Annotated in this window: 10 protein-coding genes and 4 pseudogenes; 4 read left to right on the plus strand and 10 right to left on the minus strand. The window is 63.7% G+C overall.

The features are described from left to right. Positions 1 to 10 precede the first annotated feature (10 nt). Entirely contained in the window at positions 11 to 1462 is a 1452-nt protein-coding gene (locus tag GY170_RS09710) for a SpoIIE family protein phosphatase (protein ID WP_163892751.1), read from the plus strand. 34 nt (positions 1463 to 1496) lie between these two features. Then, positions 1497 to 2300: an MBL fold metallo-hydrolase gene (locus GY170_RS09715; protein WP_163892754.1), complete on the plus strand. Its 804-nt coding sequence runs from the start codon at positions 1497 to 1499 to the stop codon at positions 2298 to 2300. Here GY170_RS09715 and GY170_RS09720 read toward each other — a convergent pair. After that, the gene (locus GY170_RS09720) at positions 2297 to 4108 is read right to left on the minus strand and encodes a patatin-like phospholipase family protein (protein WP_163892756.1); all 1812 of its coding nucleotides are present in this window, start codon (positions 4106 to 4108) and stop codon (positions 2297 to 2299) included. The genes GY170_RS09715 and GY170_RS09720 overlap by 4 nt on opposite strands. 521 nt (positions 4109 to 4629) lie before the next feature. On the opposite strand from GY170_RS09720, the pseudogene GY170_RS09725 reads away from it, so the two are divergent. After that, positions 4630 to 5249, plus strand: a pseudogene (locus tag GY170_RS09725) (IS5 family transposase); the annotation flags it as partial. Between the two features lie 310 nt (positions 5250 to 5559). On the opposite strand, the gene GY170_RS09730 reads toward GY170_RS09725, so the two are convergent. The 9 genes and pseudogenes from GY170_RS09730 to GY170_RS18745 form a co-directional block, all read right to left on the minus strand. After that, positions 5560 to 6507: a hypothetical protein gene (locus GY170_RS09730; RefSeq protein WP_163892762.1), complete on the minus strand. Its 948-nt coding sequence runs from the start codon at positions 6505 to 6507 to the stop codon at positions 5560 to 5562. Positions 6508 to 6579: 72 nt separating this feature from the next. Beyond that, on the minus strand, positions 6580 to 7896 hold the full coding sequence (locus tag GY170_RS09735; protein WP_163892765.1) for an oligosaccharide flippase family protein: 1317 nt from the start codon (positions 7894 to 7896) through the stop codon (positions 6580 to 6582). A 51-nt stretch (positions 7897 to 7947) separates the two neighbouring features. Continuing rightward, on the minus strand, positions 7948 to 8631 hold the full coding sequence (locus tag GY170_RS09740) for a sulfotransferase domain-containing protein (RefSeq protein ID WP_163892768.1): 684 nt from the start codon (positions 8629 to 8631) through the stop codon (positions 7948 to 7950). A 142-nt stretch (positions 8632 to 8773) separates the two neighbouring features. After that, complete coding sequence (locus GY170_RS09745; RefSeq protein WP_163892770.1) at positions 8774 to 10189, minus strand: O-antigen polymerase; 1416 nt, start codon at positions 10187 to 10189, stop codon at positions 8774 to 8776. A 79-nt stretch (positions 10190 to 10268) separates the two neighbouring features. Next, the gene (locus GY170_RS09750; protein ID WP_235937829.1) at positions 10269 to 11369 is read right to left on the minus strand and encodes a glycosyltransferase; all 1101 of its coding nucleotides are present in this window, start codon (positions 11367 to 11369) and stop codon (positions 10269 to 10271) included. A 311-nt stretch (positions 11370 to 11680) separates the two neighbouring features. Continuing rightward, positions 11681 to 12814: a glycosyltransferase family 4 protein gene (locus tag GY170_RS09755; protein ID WP_163892773.1), complete on the minus strand. Its 1134-nt coding sequence runs from the start codon at positions 12812 to 12814 to the stop codon at positions 11681 to 11683. Continuing rightward, positions 12811 to 13923: a glycosyltransferase family 4 protein gene (locus GY170_RS09760; RefSeq protein WP_163892775.1), complete on the minus strand. Its 1113-nt coding sequence runs from the start codon at positions 13921 to 13923 to the stop codon at positions 12811 to 12813. The genes GY170_RS09755 and GY170_RS09760 overlap by 4 nt, the downstream gene beginning before the upstream one ends. A gap of 350 nt (positions 13924 to 14273) precedes the next feature. Then, a pseudogene (locus GY170_RS18495) lies at positions 14274 to 14801 on the minus strand (transposase); the annotation flags it as partial. A 30-nt stretch (positions 14802 to 14831) separates the two neighbouring features. Then, a pseudogene (locus tag GY170_RS18745) lies at positions 14832 to 15184 on the minus strand (IS66 family transposase); the annotation flags it as partial. Position 15185: 1 nt separating this feature from the next. On the opposite strand from GY170_RS18745, the pseudogene GY170_RS09770 reads away from it, so the two are divergent. Beyond that, a pseudogene (locus tag GY170_RS09770) lies at positions 15186 to 15358 on the plus strand (transposase); the annotation flags it as partial. Positions 15359 to 15365: the final 7 nt, after the last annotated feature.

Consider the following 15365-nt stretch of genomic DNA (forward strand, 5'->3'; position numbering starts at 1 on the left):
TGGCCTCGGTGTGACAGGCTTCCTGCGCCGCCGGATCTTCGTCAAATACGCGGTCTGGTCGATCGTGGTAGGGGCGATCCTGTCGGCCGCCGTGCTGGCGACCTACCGAGAACGGGTCCGAACCCGGGTCGTTTCGGAGGCGGCGACCGAGGTCGCCACGCTTGCCGCGCAGCTGGCCCGTCCTGCCGCGGCCCTCGCGGCGGACGGCGAACAGACCCGCGCCTCCGAGGTGCTGGCGGTCTTCGCGTCGTTCCCCTACGCGATCTGCGCCGAGCTGCGCGGGGCGGAGGAGCTGCTTGCCGCATGGCCCCGGATCGGCTGCGGACCGATGCGGGAGGGGCTGGACCTGTCTCCCCCCGTCGCGATCCAGGGGGCGACCTTCACCGTCAGGATCGACGAGTCGGTGCTTCGGCAACGCCTCCACGAAGAGACGATCCTGCAGGCCGGCCTCGCCGCGGGCCTCGGCCTTTTGCTGCTGGCCAGCGGCGCGGCGGGGTTCTTCCTCTTCGTCGAACGGCCCGTCCGGCAGCTTTCGCGGGCCATGTCGGCCTATGATCGCGGGCGCCCCGAACATGCCGACGTGCGCACCGAAGACGAGATCGGGCGCCTCGTCGGCACCTACAACGCGATGCTCGACCGCGAGGCGGCCCGCACCGGGGCGCTGCGCGAGGCCCACGAGGCCATCATGGAGAACATCGGCTACGCCGCGCGCCTGCAGGAATCCCTGCTGCCGGACCCGGCCGCCATGACCGCCGTCTTCGGGGCGCATGCCGTGCTGTGGCGGCCCCGCGACAGCGTGGGCGGGGATCTGTACCGCCTCGTCGCGGACGGCCCCGGCGGCGCGGTGCTGGCGATGGCGGATTGCACCGGCCACGGCGTTCAGGGCGGGCTGCTGACGATGCTGGTCGCCGCCGAGCTCGACGCCGCCCTTGCTGCCCGTGCCGAAGCGGGGCCGGCGGCGCTTCTGGCCCGGATGTCCGATGGCATGCGGCGTCGCCTGACCCAGCGCACGCGCGACTACGACGTGGGGGCCGGGGTCGACGGGTTCGACGGCGCGATCTGCCGCCGCACGCCGGATGGCGGGCTTCTGGTGGCGCTGGCCCGCCAGTCGATCCTGATGCTGGACCGGGACGGAACGGTGCAGCGCCTGCGCGGCGACCGGCTGAGCCTCGGCTATCCCGACACGCCGCCCGCCCCAGTGGTTGCGGAACAGCGCATCGCCCCCGCCCCGGGACGGATGGTCGTCCTCGTCACCGACGGGATCACCGATCAACCCGGCGGGCCGCGCGGTCACGGTCTGGGGTGGAGGCGCCTCAGCCAGGCGCTGGCCGCCGCGGCGCCGGGGGGACCCGAAGCGGTCGCCGACGCCGCGAGGACCCTCGTCGACGAGTGGACCGATGACCGGGGCGCGCGCGACGACCAGACGCTGCTTGTCATCTCCCTCGAACCGGGCGCTCATTGAGCGTCGCGGTCGCGGTGGAGTGGGATCGAAGGCGATGCTGAACCTGACGATACACGGCGCTCGCGGCTCGTTGCCCGGCGCCCGGTCCTCCGCGGAATTCGGGACGGCCTCGATCTGCGCGGTGGCCCGCGGCGCCGGATCGGCCGTCATCCTCGACGCGGGAAGCGGCGCGGCGGCGGCAGGGGCAGCCCTCCTGGAGGAGGGCCATGTCGAGATCGACCTGATCCTGTCGCATCTTCATCTGGATCACGTGATCAGCCTGCCGTTCCTGCCGCAGCTGCTGCGGGGCGACGGGCTGGTGCGGGTCCATCTGTCGCAACGATACGGGCCCGACCCGGCCGCCGTGCTTGGCGAGCTGCTGCGCGCCCCGTGGTTTCCGGTGCCCCTGTCGGGATTGAGGGGGCGGATCGAAGGGCATCCCATCGCGGATGGCGCGACGCTTCGGGTGGGCGGGCTGTCGGTCGAGACCGCGCCGCTCAACCATCCCGGCGGGGCGACCGGGGTGCGGATATCGGACGGGGCGGAGGCGGTGGCCGTCCTGCTGGATCACGAACCGGGCGACGACCGGATCGACGCCGGGGTCTGCCGCCTGATGCAGGGATGCCGCGTTGCAGTCATGGACGCGGCATGGACGCCGGAAGAAGCCCCGGCGCGCGCCGGCTGGGGCCATGGCTGCTGGGAAGCCTGCATCCGCCTCGCGCGCAGGACCGACGTCGCAGCGATCCTGCTGTCCCATCACGCCCCGTCGCGAGACGACACGGCGTTGCTGCACGAGGAGGCCCGGGCCCGGCAGGCCTGGTCCGGCGCCCGGATGGCGCGCCAGGACGAGGTCATCTAGAGGGGCCCGGCGCCCTGCCCCGTGGCTTGCACAGTGACCTGCTCCGTGCCCTGCCCCGTGCCATGACCCATGAACGGATCCAGCGCCCCCTCTTCGATCGCGGCCCGGGCCTGGGCATAGGCCGAGGCTTCCTGCTCGCGCCCGCGCTTCCAGTCCATCAATCCGATGCCGCGGACCGGGGTCAGCGCCAGAAGCACATCGTCGCCAAGATCCGTCTGGGCCATCGTCCGGCGCGACGCCACCACCATCGCGCGCGACATCACCGCCATCAGCTTGGGGACCCCGGTGCGCCGGCGCGTGACCAGATGCGCCAGCGTCGACATCCGCGTCGGCAGATCGGCATAAGGGGCCCGGGCGCGATATTCCTGATCCGGCGTGAGGTTGATGACGAGGTTCGGCCCGGTCTTGCGCTCTCTCATCGCGGCGAGGGGAAGGTTGTCCGTCAGCCCGCCGTCCACCAGCACCTCGCCGTCCTCGGCGATGAAGGGCGGCAGCATCATCGGCAGCGAGCCCGAGGCCCGCACCGCCTCCCACGACGGCCCGGTGCGGAAGAGATGCAGGTCGTTCCGGGTCAGGCTGGTGGCGGCGGTGAAGACGGGAACGGGCAGATCCGCGAGGTCCGTCTCGCCATAGTGCAGGCGCAGCTGCCGGTCGAAGACATGCGCATCGAGCAGCCCGTAGACCGGCGGCGCGAAGGTCGACAGCGCGGCGTTGCGCACGAAGATCTCGTCGGTCCGGTCCATGATCTCGGCCGCCTCAAGCCCGGAGGCGAGCGCAACCGCCATGGCACCGCCGACACTGGTGCCCCCCCAGTAATCCACGGATATCCCCGCCTCGGCGAGGGCCCGCGCCACGCCGAGATGGGCGCAGCCGAGGGCGCCGCCGCCGCCCATCACCACACCCCGGGCGCGCCCGGAGAGGAAGCGCGCGATCCGCGCGGCATCCTCGTTGCGCGCCTCGGTGTCATCGAGGCGCAGGTGGTAGTGCTGCGTCACCTCCCACGTGTCGAGCCACGACCGCGCGCCGGCGATCTCCGCGCCGTTGCGCCAGAGCACGAGGCGCCGCGCTTCGGGCTCGTGCATCTCGGCGGCCAGCTGCGACAGCCCCTCGGCCGGGCGGGGCGCGGCAAGGGGCCCCAGGATCACCACCCCGTCCGACTGCCGGACCATCGCGCGGCAGAGTTCGCTATCGGACCGCGCGATATAAAGCGATCGCGGCGCCTGATCCTCGCCATCCAGAAGCGCCGCACCGGGCGCGCCGGACGACTGGACCGCCGCATCGGCGGAATCCACGACCCGCAGCGGCCCTTCGGCCTCCATCATGCTGCGCAAGGCGCCCAGGGCGATGTCCGGCGTATCCTCCGGCACCAGCATGCAGGTCACGCGCGGGACCGGCCGCTCCAGCGAGGGCAGACGCGCGGTTGCGGCGGCGAGGCGCCGGGCCAGCCAGGCGGTGAGATTCGTGTTGATCTGCGGCGCGCGGGCGACCAGCCCGTCGAAGGTCGAGCGATCCAGCTCGAGCACTTCGGAGTCGCGCGCGGCGACGACATCGGCCGTCCGGGTGCCCCCGGTCAGGAAGGCGATCTCGCCAACCGACTGGGGCGGGACGATCTCGGCCACGACCCGGCCGTTCACGCGCACCTCGAACCGGCCCTTCAGCACGAAATAGAGGGACTCCGCCTCGGCCCCCGCCTCGATCAGCCGGGCCCCGCGGGGCAGCGACCGTCGGTCGCCCGTCGTATCGAGGGCTCCGTCACCGGATTGCCGCAGCATGTCGAGCAGACCCGAATCCGCGTCGAACTGGGTCATGTCCTACCCCCCGGTACCCCATTCACTGCCGATAGATCGCTCTGGTCCCACCCGTGTCAATCCGGCCGCGGGGGTTATTGCGCTGTGTGGCCTGCCCCCCACCGGCCGTCCGCTTCGAGATGGGACGAATGCCCGACATAGACGGCATCGCATTGTGCGCAGCTCCGGAGTCCTCGCTCTGAGCGAGCTTTTTCGTGATTCACTTCGTCTTGGGTCACCGGTGGGTTTGGCGATGAGGAGTCAGAGGGGGTGTCTGGTCGATCACGGAGCGGCTGGCATAGAACTCTGCTCAGAGCGATCCGCTGAACATGCTGTCCGCGATGTCGACTGAGCAGAGTTTTTTTTCCTATAACCCACCTCTGGTTCTTAACGAGCCGGCTAGCTGCAAGGCCGAAGAAATAGGACGGATCAGAGAGTTAACTGCGGCCGGTATGGGTTCGCGTCGCGCGGCAGGCTAGGCTCAGGACCCATTGATCAGGACGGCGCTGCATGGTTCAGGCTTCATCAAAAGTAGGCTGACGATGAGTAATGTTTACTGGTTGAGCGATGCGCAGATGGAGCGGTTCCGGCACTATTTTCCCAAGTCCTATGGTCGACCCCGCGTGGATGATAAGATCGTGCTGAGCGGCATTATCTTCATCAATCGTAATGGCTTGCGTTGGCGGGATGCGCCACGCGAATACGGACGGCACAAGACGCTCCACAATCTCTGGATCAGATGGAGCCACATGGGGGTGTTCGCCAAGCTCATGGAGCGGCTCGCCGCCGAGCAGGCCGACTGCCATCATGATCGACGCGACCTATCTGAAGGCGCACCGCACGGCCTCAAGCTTGGAGGATCAAAAGGGGCGTGGAAGCCTGATCGGACTCACCAAGCGCGGCATGAACACCAAGCTTCACGCCGTCACCGACGAGAAGGGCCGACCCGTCCGCCTCTTCCTGACTGCCGGTCAGGTCAGCTACAAGAGCGCTTGCCCCTTTCCGCAAGCAGCCTGGCTTCTCGCCGCCCGGCCACGACGCCGACTGATTTCGCAAGTCTCTGCCGGAAAGCAAAATTCGGGAATGCATTCCGCCTCGAAAGTCGCGCAAGGCAGCGAACAAATACGACAAGCGAAGATACCGAAGGCGCCACCGTATCGAGGGTGAGTTTAGATGGGTGGGATTCATCGATCTCTTTTATTAGTTCGGAGTCAGTATTTCGCAATCCTAGAAACTGTGAGGCTGAGGAGCCGTCCACACTAGCACGCCTGTTCAGAGGCGAGTTCGTGCGCCGCCGCTGCCCGTAACCCCACGGCGGCGACATGATCCTGCCGGATCGCTTCGCGCCACCAAGGGAAACGGCCACACCAGCGACACCGACTGGCCCTTCTTTTATGCCTCGACGGTCAGCCCGCCGCCAAATCGCGAGCGCCCCTCCCCCGGCACATGCGGCGGGCGGCACAGTTTGCCAGTTAGCAATGCGCGATGATGTGGGCCCGAACCTCGTCCCAAAGCCCGCCGTTGATATCCTCGACAAGCGCAACCTCGTCCTCCGTCAACACCTCTTTCCAGTAGGTGTTGGCCTGCGCCGAAGTCCGGTTCCAGTCGTGTACTCGCCGCTCTTTCGGCGACCCCGACCCGCTTGCTGCGGCACGCCGGACAAGGTTGTGACGCACCGCCGCCGGCATTGTACGCCCGAGCCAGTCAAAGACCGCGTCAAAGGCGGCCTGATCGTCCTGCCCGCGCACCTGGGGCGCGAAGAAATGCACGTGACCCGCCTCTTGCGGGGTCACCCGCAGCAGATGGCGATGAATAAGGTGCCACAGTAGCGCGCTTGATCCCACGTCCTCGTATTCGAGTTCGTCAAGTCGGTCGGCGACCTCAGGCACAGGCCCGAACCGGGCTGCGTAACGGTCGTAAATCTCGCGCGTGCGCGGCCGCCACGCCAGCCGCTTGTAGCTAGCCGCCTGCGCCAGCGGCGGGCGGACGGTGATAACGCTACGAAACCCGTGGGAAGCCTCGTGCCGCACACAGAACACCGCCATGGGATCCTTCCAGATCAAGGTATCCTTGCGTGGCGTCAGCCGGGCGATCCGCTGGCTCATCAGGGCGCGAGTGCCGACCACGCGCACCGCCGCCGCCCGCATCCAGCCGACCCGCTCAACCGGGCGCCGTTGCTTATGAAAGCGCAAGCGGAAACGCCGCATGTCCTCAAGTACCTCGCCAAAGGTCTCTTCTGTGAACGCCGGCTCGCCTGGGATCGGAAAACGGACAGTGACACGGCCGTCGCCCGAGAGCCCCAGAGGTTCGTACAAGGACACGGCGCCCGGAAGATGCCTCAGGGCATCGCCCATCGGGGTTGTGCCGCTGCGGGGTGCGCCGGTCACCAGAATAGTGTTCGAAATCATCGTCGTCCTCACTGTGTCCTCCTGGCGCCTCTAGTCTTCTGGATGTGGACACCGCAACCGGCTCGATGGCCACAGTGCTCGGTCCTAGCCGCCCGGGGCGCGGCGGAGATAGGACAGAATGCTGGGATCCAGCCCGGTATGTTTCCGACATGCCTGAACTGTCAGCACGGCGAGAAGGCTTTGGCTGACCGCGGTGGCAAGCCCGGCGCCGAACGCACCTAACTTGGGGACCGCGATCAGATCCAGCACCAGATTGCACACCAGAACGGTCCAAAGGATTCGCGAGGCGATCGCCTCGCGCCCCGTCATCATCAGCAGCAAGGTCCCCGGACCGGCCAGCATCAGCGCCAGCGCGCCGAAGGCATAGGCCCGCAGGGCCGGAATTGCCGTGACATACTCGGGACCGAACAGCATGGCAAAGAAGGGCGCAAAGATGACCATGACCGCGAAGCTGGCGATCCCGAACCCGGACAGTAACTTCGACAGCGTGTCAACGTGGCGGGCCAGCCCGTCCCGGTCGCCCTGACCGTGGGTTTCGGCCAGCAGGGGCCGGTACTGGATCATTGCGATCACCAGAATAAGGCCGATGGCCTCGGCCAGTTTCTGGCCTACCCGCGCATAGGCCGCCTCTTCCGGGCTGGCAAGCGTGCCAAGAAGGATGGTGTCCATATGCAGGATGATCAGGTTGGCCGACATCACCGCGCCCATCAGCATGGCAGAGACGAACACGCGCCGGGTGTCCGTCCGTGCCGGGTCGGGACTGTCGGTGAACAGGGTCCGGATGTCGGGCCGCACAAGCGCGACCGCGACGACCGTCGAGATGAACATCGCCAGGGCGTAAAGCAGGATGATGCCCGGCGTCGTGAACGAGGCGCCCCCCCCCTCGGCATAGGCGAGGGTTCCGATGATCATGATGATGGGAAACGCGATCTTGCTGCCCAGGATCGACAGTGCCTGCTTCTTGACCGCGACGGCCAGCGCCTCGGTAAACTGTCGCACCACCCGGATCGGGTAGGTGGCCGTTACGATCAGCAGGGCCAGCCCGTAGGGCCCCCCAAGGTCCATTAACCCGAACAGCGCAATGCCGCCCATTGTGATAACGACGGCAGCCGGACAGACGGTCCACGCTGCGAACCTCAGCATTCCGTGCAACTCCCTGTCTTTACGGGCCGCGGTGAGGCCCCGCGCCGCAATCTCGCGCATCAGAAATTCGTTCATGCCGAAGCTGAAGACCAGCCCGATGATGGCGATGATCGACATCGAGAACGTCAGGATGCCGTAGACCTCCGCGCCAAAGAATCGTGCAAGGAAAACCGCTTGGAGGAACGCCAGCCCGATCCCGAGTATCCTCAGCGCTCCAAGAGGAACCAGCTTGACGAAACTGCCCCAGAATTCTTTCATTGCCGGCTGTCCTTTGCTGGGCCGCAGGCGCGATCCGCGCCCGAGAACACGTCATCTCGCCGACAGACAGCGGCGCCAGTCGAATGCGCCCTCCATCGCCGCCGCCTCGAGGCTTTGTGCCGAAGTCAGATTTTGCCGGGGTGCGTCCAGCGGCTTGGAATGGCGCACCTTGCGGATCGAGACGGCGGGATCGATTGGGGTCTGCCGCGCGACCCCGGCAAAGCGGTCGACGCGGGCGAGCACCTCGGCCGGTTCGGTCTTAAGGTCCTGATACCGCAAGATCAGAACGTGATCGGGATCCGCCGCTGCAAGCCGATGCCAATGGCCATAGAAGGCATGCCATTCGGCCATGAACGCCCGATGTTTTCCGGTTTCGATGAACTCAGCCTCCGAGGCGAACCACTCGTTGTCCACGCCCCACCGGAAAATCGCGTGAAGCCAGTCCTCGGGATCGCGAAACAGCACCAGATGCCGCGTTCCCTCGGGCCACCCGGCCGTGGCATTGACCTCGCCGATCGTGGTGGCAGTGACGCTGTTGCAATAGCGGTAGTCCATCGCGATCAGGTCTTTGTCGGCGAACCATCGGAAATGCTTGTGGCGGGGGTCGTCGCGGGGCGGGTCAACCTGATTGAGAACGCGGTAATTTCCGGCCATCAGGACTTCGGACAGAAAGTTGGTCCCCGACCGCTGAATGCCTTGCAGGACGATGGGATTAAGTCCCTTGGACATCAGCATCACGCGTTCCCAAGTCTTTCGAATCCGGTCGTAGGCAGGTCGAACTATAGTCTTGAATGCATGCGACATCAGGCTGTCTTCAAATGAAAATGGCGCTCCGGCCTCTCGGCAGGGGGCCTATGAAGAAGGAGAATGCTATGGATCACGACGACGTCCATACGAAATTGTTGCGGCGTACGAACATCATCAGGGCGAACGCCAGAAAGCCGCTGGCGAAGGCGGGGGCGACGGCGTTCAGCGCCCCGCGCATGATGATCACTATGAACCCCATGGTGATCGCGTAGAGAACGAACTGCGACAGGCTTGAACCTGCCGATCCCGGCGACCCGGCGGCACGCTCGATCCGCAGGACGAAATACCCCAGTAGGGCGAAAACGATCACCGGCCCGATCAGTCCGAACGCCATGAGCGATTCAGCCGGCAGCGGGCTCGAGACATTATTGTACCAGTAGCCGAGGCTTTCCGAGACCAACGACCCGGTGTCGCGCGGTTTGCCTGGCCAGATGCCGCGGGGCACAAAGAACAGCAGAACGCCAAAAAAGTTGTAGCCCCACCGGATGCCGCCATGCCCCTCTTCAAGGTATTCTACGGTCGACACGATTTGCATGAACGCATCGAAATCGGCCCGCACTAGCGAGCCGAGGACATTGACGCTTCGCACCGACTCGACGACCTCGGCCACAGAGAACGTACCGTCGGCAAGGATTTTCGCAACCGGATAGACGAACAGCAGGAACAGGATCGACAAAACAATCATCATCACCTTAAACACGCGGTTCTTGTAGTTCAGGAACGGGCAGGAAATCGCGATCATCGCGCCGAAAAGAGCAAAGCGGGACAGCGCTGGGGGGAAGTGGATCACGAAGAAGATTGGTATATAGAGGACCAGGGCAATACGGCATTGTCTTCTAAGCCCCGCGAACGGGCAGAATCGCGCAAGATAGATCATCATGACCATCGCAAGGACGCTGACCGCGCGGGATATGAACAGGAACTGCTGCGTCAGCCCCTCGAACCCGCCTTCGCCCCGCTCCTGACGCGCGGTAAGCAGGCTGTCGGGCCCGGCAAGTCCGGCGCAGATAATGGCAAACAGCGCAAGGCCCCAGGACCATTTGACGTAGAAGCTTACGTCCAAGACTGTCAGGCGGGAATCGTCGACCCGCGGCGGCGGCTTCGACTGCGCATAGGTCTGACCCATCGCATATGATAGCTGGGACAAGGCGATCAAGCCGATCCCCAGCGAAAGATGACCCAAGGGCAACTGCGCGCCCCAAGGGAAGATGCCCAGCGAAATTTGCATGTAGCCGGGAAACGCGAGGAAAAACAAAAAGAAAAACGAGATCAGAAAATCGATACCGGCTTTCTGGCGACTCGTGGCGGAAGACAGCAGGAACAGCGCCGTGCCCAGCAACAACAGGTTGATCAGGGTGTCGACCCTGTCCTGGGTCTGCAGCGTCACCGACAGGATCGCCGTAGCAAGCTGAACGGCGGCACCGATCAGCGCCAGCAGTACCGAAAAGTCCTCAGACTGCGCGCGGGTCTGGGCACGGATCGTCATGGCGTGGCTCCGCCGCAAAGAGAAGCGGCCCGTACCGTGCTGCGGTGGGCACAGGAAAAAGTCACGACCGTCACGTGCTTTACCCCGATACCCGCGCGACGCAGTCGCGGATCTCGCTGCGGAATCGCTCTGCGCTGAACCGCAGGGCGTTGTCGCGGCAGTTCTCGGGTGTCACCACCTCATAATTAGCCTCAAGCTTGTCTATCGCAGAAAGCAGGCTTTCGACCGTCTGCGTCTCAAACCACGCGCCGGTGGGGCGGTCCATCGACAGATCGCGGATCGTCTCCGCCGTACCGCCCGAGCCGAGGGCGATAACCGGGCAGCCCGCCGCCTGCGCCTCGACCGGGACGATGCCGAAATCCTCGCGCGCGGCAAAGACGAAGGCGCGGGCCTTCTGCATGTGGCTGCGCAGCGCCTCAAAGGTGACGTGGCCCAGTAGCGTCACGTTCGGCCCGGCGGCGGCCCTCACTCGGGCCATCTCGGGGCCGTCACCGGCAATCATCAGCCGTAGCTTGGGCCGTTCGCGGAAGGCGGCGGCGATCATCTCGATCCGTTTGTAGGGAACCATGCGCGACGCAGTAAAATAATACTCCTCGCGCGGCCCTTCGCCGGGCACAAAGGCGCTGATATCCACGGGCGGATAGATCACCTCAGCCTCTCTGCGGTATGCCTTCCAGATCCGGTCTCGGATAAAATTGGAGTTCGCGACGAACTGATCCACCTGTGCAACCGTCCGCATATCCCAGATGCGGAACTTGTGCATCATCCTTTGGGCTAGATGCCGCGAGAGCTGATTGCTCAGACTGTTGATGTAGTCGTGCGTTAGGTCCCACGCATAGCGCGCCGGGCTGTGAACATAGGCGATATGGGGCTGTCCCGGCGCGGTCAGGACGCCCTTGGCCAGCGCAGCCGAAGAACTGATCACCGCGTCATAGGCCATAACGTCGAAATTTTCGATCGCCCGGCTACACTGCAGCAGCAGATAACGGTAATACTTTGCCACGCCGGGCAGCTTGTTAAGGCCGCTGACGTGGACCGGGCGCCCCCCGGTAACCATTCGGCGCTCCTCGTCGGTCAGAAAGTCGAACAGAGTATAAAGTTCGCTGTTTGGAAACGCACTAATTAATTCCATGACGACCCGTTCGGCACCGCCGATGGTGGGCAGCCAGTCGTGGACCACAGCGACTTTTCGATCTGGTGATGTGCTCACCCTTGTTCCCTTCTTCGATTGGCCCGAGCGCTGGCAGCGGCATTCGGAGACAGTGGCGTCGATTGACAGTTCCGCATTAGATTTTCTAGCTCCGAATCAGGGTACGCCAATTTTCTTCAGCTGCGCCCGCTACAGCCGTTCCATTTCGGCAGGTCACCGTGAACCTCGTTCGCATCGTCGTCCATCCTCAGGGTGGGCCGGCCCCGAATCAATGGTGGAGGAAACCCGTGGCAGGTCAGGCGGCGTGGATCCATCTCGACTCCGAGCGCGCGAGTGCCGGTTCAATTCGGTTGAGCCGATGTTCCGCGGCTATATAGTTGCGAGTTTTCGTGCAAGATTTGCTGCATCCAGGCCTGCGAGACGGCGCCGATTTTATAAGAGGCGGCGGCCGGCGCCTGCACTGCGTGCAAAGCCGCGGCCGCCGCCGGGTTCTCCGACAGTGCTTCAATGCGGCGGCGGATCCCGTCAGTATCGTCCTCATCAAAAAGACCGGCGTTGCCTACCTGCGCTAAGACTTCTGACGGCCCGACATGGTCGCTCGCGATCACCGCCAAGCCTGCGGCCAACGCCTCCACGAGAACAATCCCGAAAAGCTCCTCCCACCCCTTAGTGCGCCGCGAGAGGAGTACTAGTACGTCGTGCTCGGCCATCGTTCGAGCGAGGTGGGATCGATCCCAGATTGGGCCGTGGAACGTCACTGTCGGTCCCGCCGCTTGGACTGCTGGGGCCAGCGGCCCGTCTCCGATCACGCTCAGCGTGACTCCCCGCGCCGCGAGCTCGGGCATCATATTGAGGAGGGTTCCAATCCCTTTCTTTTCCGACACTTCCCCAACATGGAGGAGACGAAGCCCACGATTCGTCTTGGAAGGTCGAGAGGCCCCGGCCTCGAAAAATAGCTCCGGCACAGCATGTGGTATGATGGTTGCAGCAATCTTCCATTCCCGCCACAGGCTTTCGGCAACCGCAGGAGTGACCGCTATTGTATGAACTTTCGGATCGGTTAGAAAACGCAGCCAAACATTCTGGAGAGCTGTCCGAACCACGGCCAAACGCGGCTGTCGGGGAGTCTTCTCGGCCCGCCAGTCGTGCCAAGAGGTGTGGTATAGGACATGATTGTGCCTCGTGAGGCCTCGATAAAAGAGTATTCGCCAATCCCAAGGAGCGAAACCCAATACCACTGTTTCGTCGCGGACCGAACACTGAGAGAGGCGGAAGCGGAAATCCGCCAAAGCGTTTCGGCTTCTTGCACCGAAGGGCACCCTTTCGCGCCTCCAAGCACGCAACCATTCCTTGAGGACGCTATAGCGGTGCGCACCGGTTAGCGTAACTTGATCGTCCGCAGCCAGCTTGTAAAGCGCTGGAAAGTATTTCGCGGGATTGGTCTCGTGCAACAGACGTAGGCGCGGAAGGGTCATTTCGCATCCTCGCAAAGCGCAACAACTCCTCGGGCCTGATTCGCCCAGCTGAAGGTCGCGGCGCGGTCCCGGGCTTTACGCGACAGGAGATCCCAAGTCAGAGAATCTTCCATCAAGCAACTGACCGCCGTTAAGATTGAGGCTGGATCGTACGGGTCGCAATAAAGCGCGGCGTCGCCGCAACGCTCCACCAGCGAGGGAATCTCCGATGCAACAACTGGGCAGCCGAAGGTCATCGCCTCAATCGGAGGCAGCGGCGAAGCTTCGTAGAATGACGGAAACAATAAGAATCGGGCCGAACGGTATAGCTCTTGAATCCGCGAGGCATCATCGACCTGACCTAGGAAGTCGATTCGATCCGCTAACCCTTGCGAAAACTCTAGATTGACCCCTTCGAAACTGGCTGCGGTGGCGCCAGCGATGACGAATCGCATTTCTGAATAGCGCTCCAAGAAGGCCGCAGCGGTCCGCAAGATACCAGCGGCGTTCTTTCTATGGGTCAACGAGCCCACATATAGGCCGTAGGTACGTACTTCCTGAGGCGCACAATCTGCAACGCCGGCGGCTCGAGCAACCCCGTCTGAAACGCCGCCGTTCTGGAGGTAGCAGAACCGCGGATTGTCCTTCAGATCGGGGTAATGCTCGCTGATCATCGCTCGTTCGGCTTGCGAGACTGTCACCACCCTGTCAGCGCGCCGAAGTATTGCCGGCGTCAAAGCTCCGTAAAGGCGCTTGAACTTCCAGCTATATGCGTTGGGAAAATACTTGTATGAAAGGTCGTGGACCATAACGACTACCGGCCGGCGAGGCAGATGGAGCTGAATTATCGGCGCCGTATTGCCGAGGCAGAGCAGTGTTCGTGTCCCGACAAGTCGAGGTAGCTCGAGTTGTTCCCACGCGTGGCCGCCCAAAACACCGCGGCGTTCGATCTCAATCACAGAAAGGTCCGGCGGTAGAACCATTTCCCCTTTGCCCGGCACCAACAGCCGCGGAACTGGAATTGAACCAGCTGCGGCGAGCTGATCGAACTCAGCCAAGAGTTCGCGAGCAACTCGCTGCACGCCAGTAACATGCTGCATCAGAAAACGGCCATTAATCACCAAGCTCACGGTCGCCAAATCCTTTTTTTCATTCGAGTCAGAATATTTTGTGATCTAGTCGCCTCGGCATGGATCTCATCTGCCTCTCTCTGGCAAAATTTAAAACTTACGACCCTCGCGAGGTACGCCACATCCCTCCATCCTGATCGTCGAGCCACCACGCCGAGAGGAGTTGTGCCTGATTTTGAGATCTCTTGAGCCACAAATGACTCTTATTCGTCTGCTCTACGCAAAATTTCGCTACCGAATGCTTGGCTTGTCTGTTGCCCGCCGCGCTCCGCACAGAACCTATCGAGATGGTTCCGTCAAGGGCCTCGTTGAACAATGTGCTCGCTGACCGGCTTATCCTCTACCCACTGTCATCGTGCCACGGGAACGTTCTCGGCGATGCCGAGGGCTGAGAAGCGGTTGATGAGACCGATGCGGATGTGGAGGCATTGCATCTTCGCCTCTATCCGGCTTCGGGCGTAGTATCCGCTCCAGCGCTTCCAGAACGCCCTGCCATAGTGCCGGGCCGAGCAGAACGTAGTTTTTCGTGATCGCGGCTGGGGTATCCTCTTTCCACGGCGGCCCCTTCTTGCAGAGCGGGGTGATCGGAGCGGCTTTGCGGTCGATGATGGTGGGGTGACAGCGCCGGGGTGACGTTTGTCTTGAATAGAGACCAGTGGCCTGTTTCGGCTCCGTATGGGCGGAGCCCGGGTCGTAGGCGCCATCTGCGGTCACCGTGCCGATCTCCTTGTCTTCGGGTATCTGGCCCAGCAAGTCTGGCAGGACGGCGCTGTCCCGTCGCTGCTGAGCCTAAACTTCAGCGCCCGGATGTCAGGCGTGGTCCTGTCCGTTGCCAGTTGTACCCGGCGCTATTGGCGCCGGCCCTGTACACCCTGCTTTGTGTAGGCTGCGTTTACGCCCCACCGATGTTCGATACCGTTGATCATCTCGGTGGCAACGAGCGAGGCGATGCCGCCCCAGGTGCGGCCACCTTCATCGTGCCCGGCGAAGAGTTCGTTCTTCCGGGTCAGGGCGATCGGACTTATAAGATTCTCCACTGCATGGGAGTAGATCTCTACGCGGCCGTCCTGAAGGAAGGTCTTCAACCCGTCCCGCTGCCGGTGTGGATGTAGGTGAGTTTCTCTCCGAGGCGGAACTTTGCAGAGACCCGGCTCCGCTGGAGCTGCAACTATTCGCCGAACTCGGCCACGAGCGGCGCAGTGTGTGTCTCTCTCGCCGACAGGCGCTGTCCCGGCCCAATTCCGCGGATCTTCGTCTCGAGTGGCGAGCGCAGCCCGGACCGGGAGGATCAGCGCAACAGCTACCGGCCAAGGCAGTGGGATACCCGCGCGGGCTCTACCGGCCTGAACATCGCGAAGCTGCGCAAGGGCAGTTACTTCCCGAGCTTTCTGGAACCGCGCCGCACGCCGAGAAGAAGCTGATGGCGGTCGTCCTATAGGCCT

This window comes from Pseudoroseicyclus tamaricis (assembly GCF_012070395.1).
GTDB classification, from domain to species: domain Bacteria; phylum Pseudomonadota; class Alphaproteobacteria; order Rhodobacterales; family Rhodobacteraceae; genus Pseudoroseicyclus_A; species Pseudoroseicyclus_A tamaricis.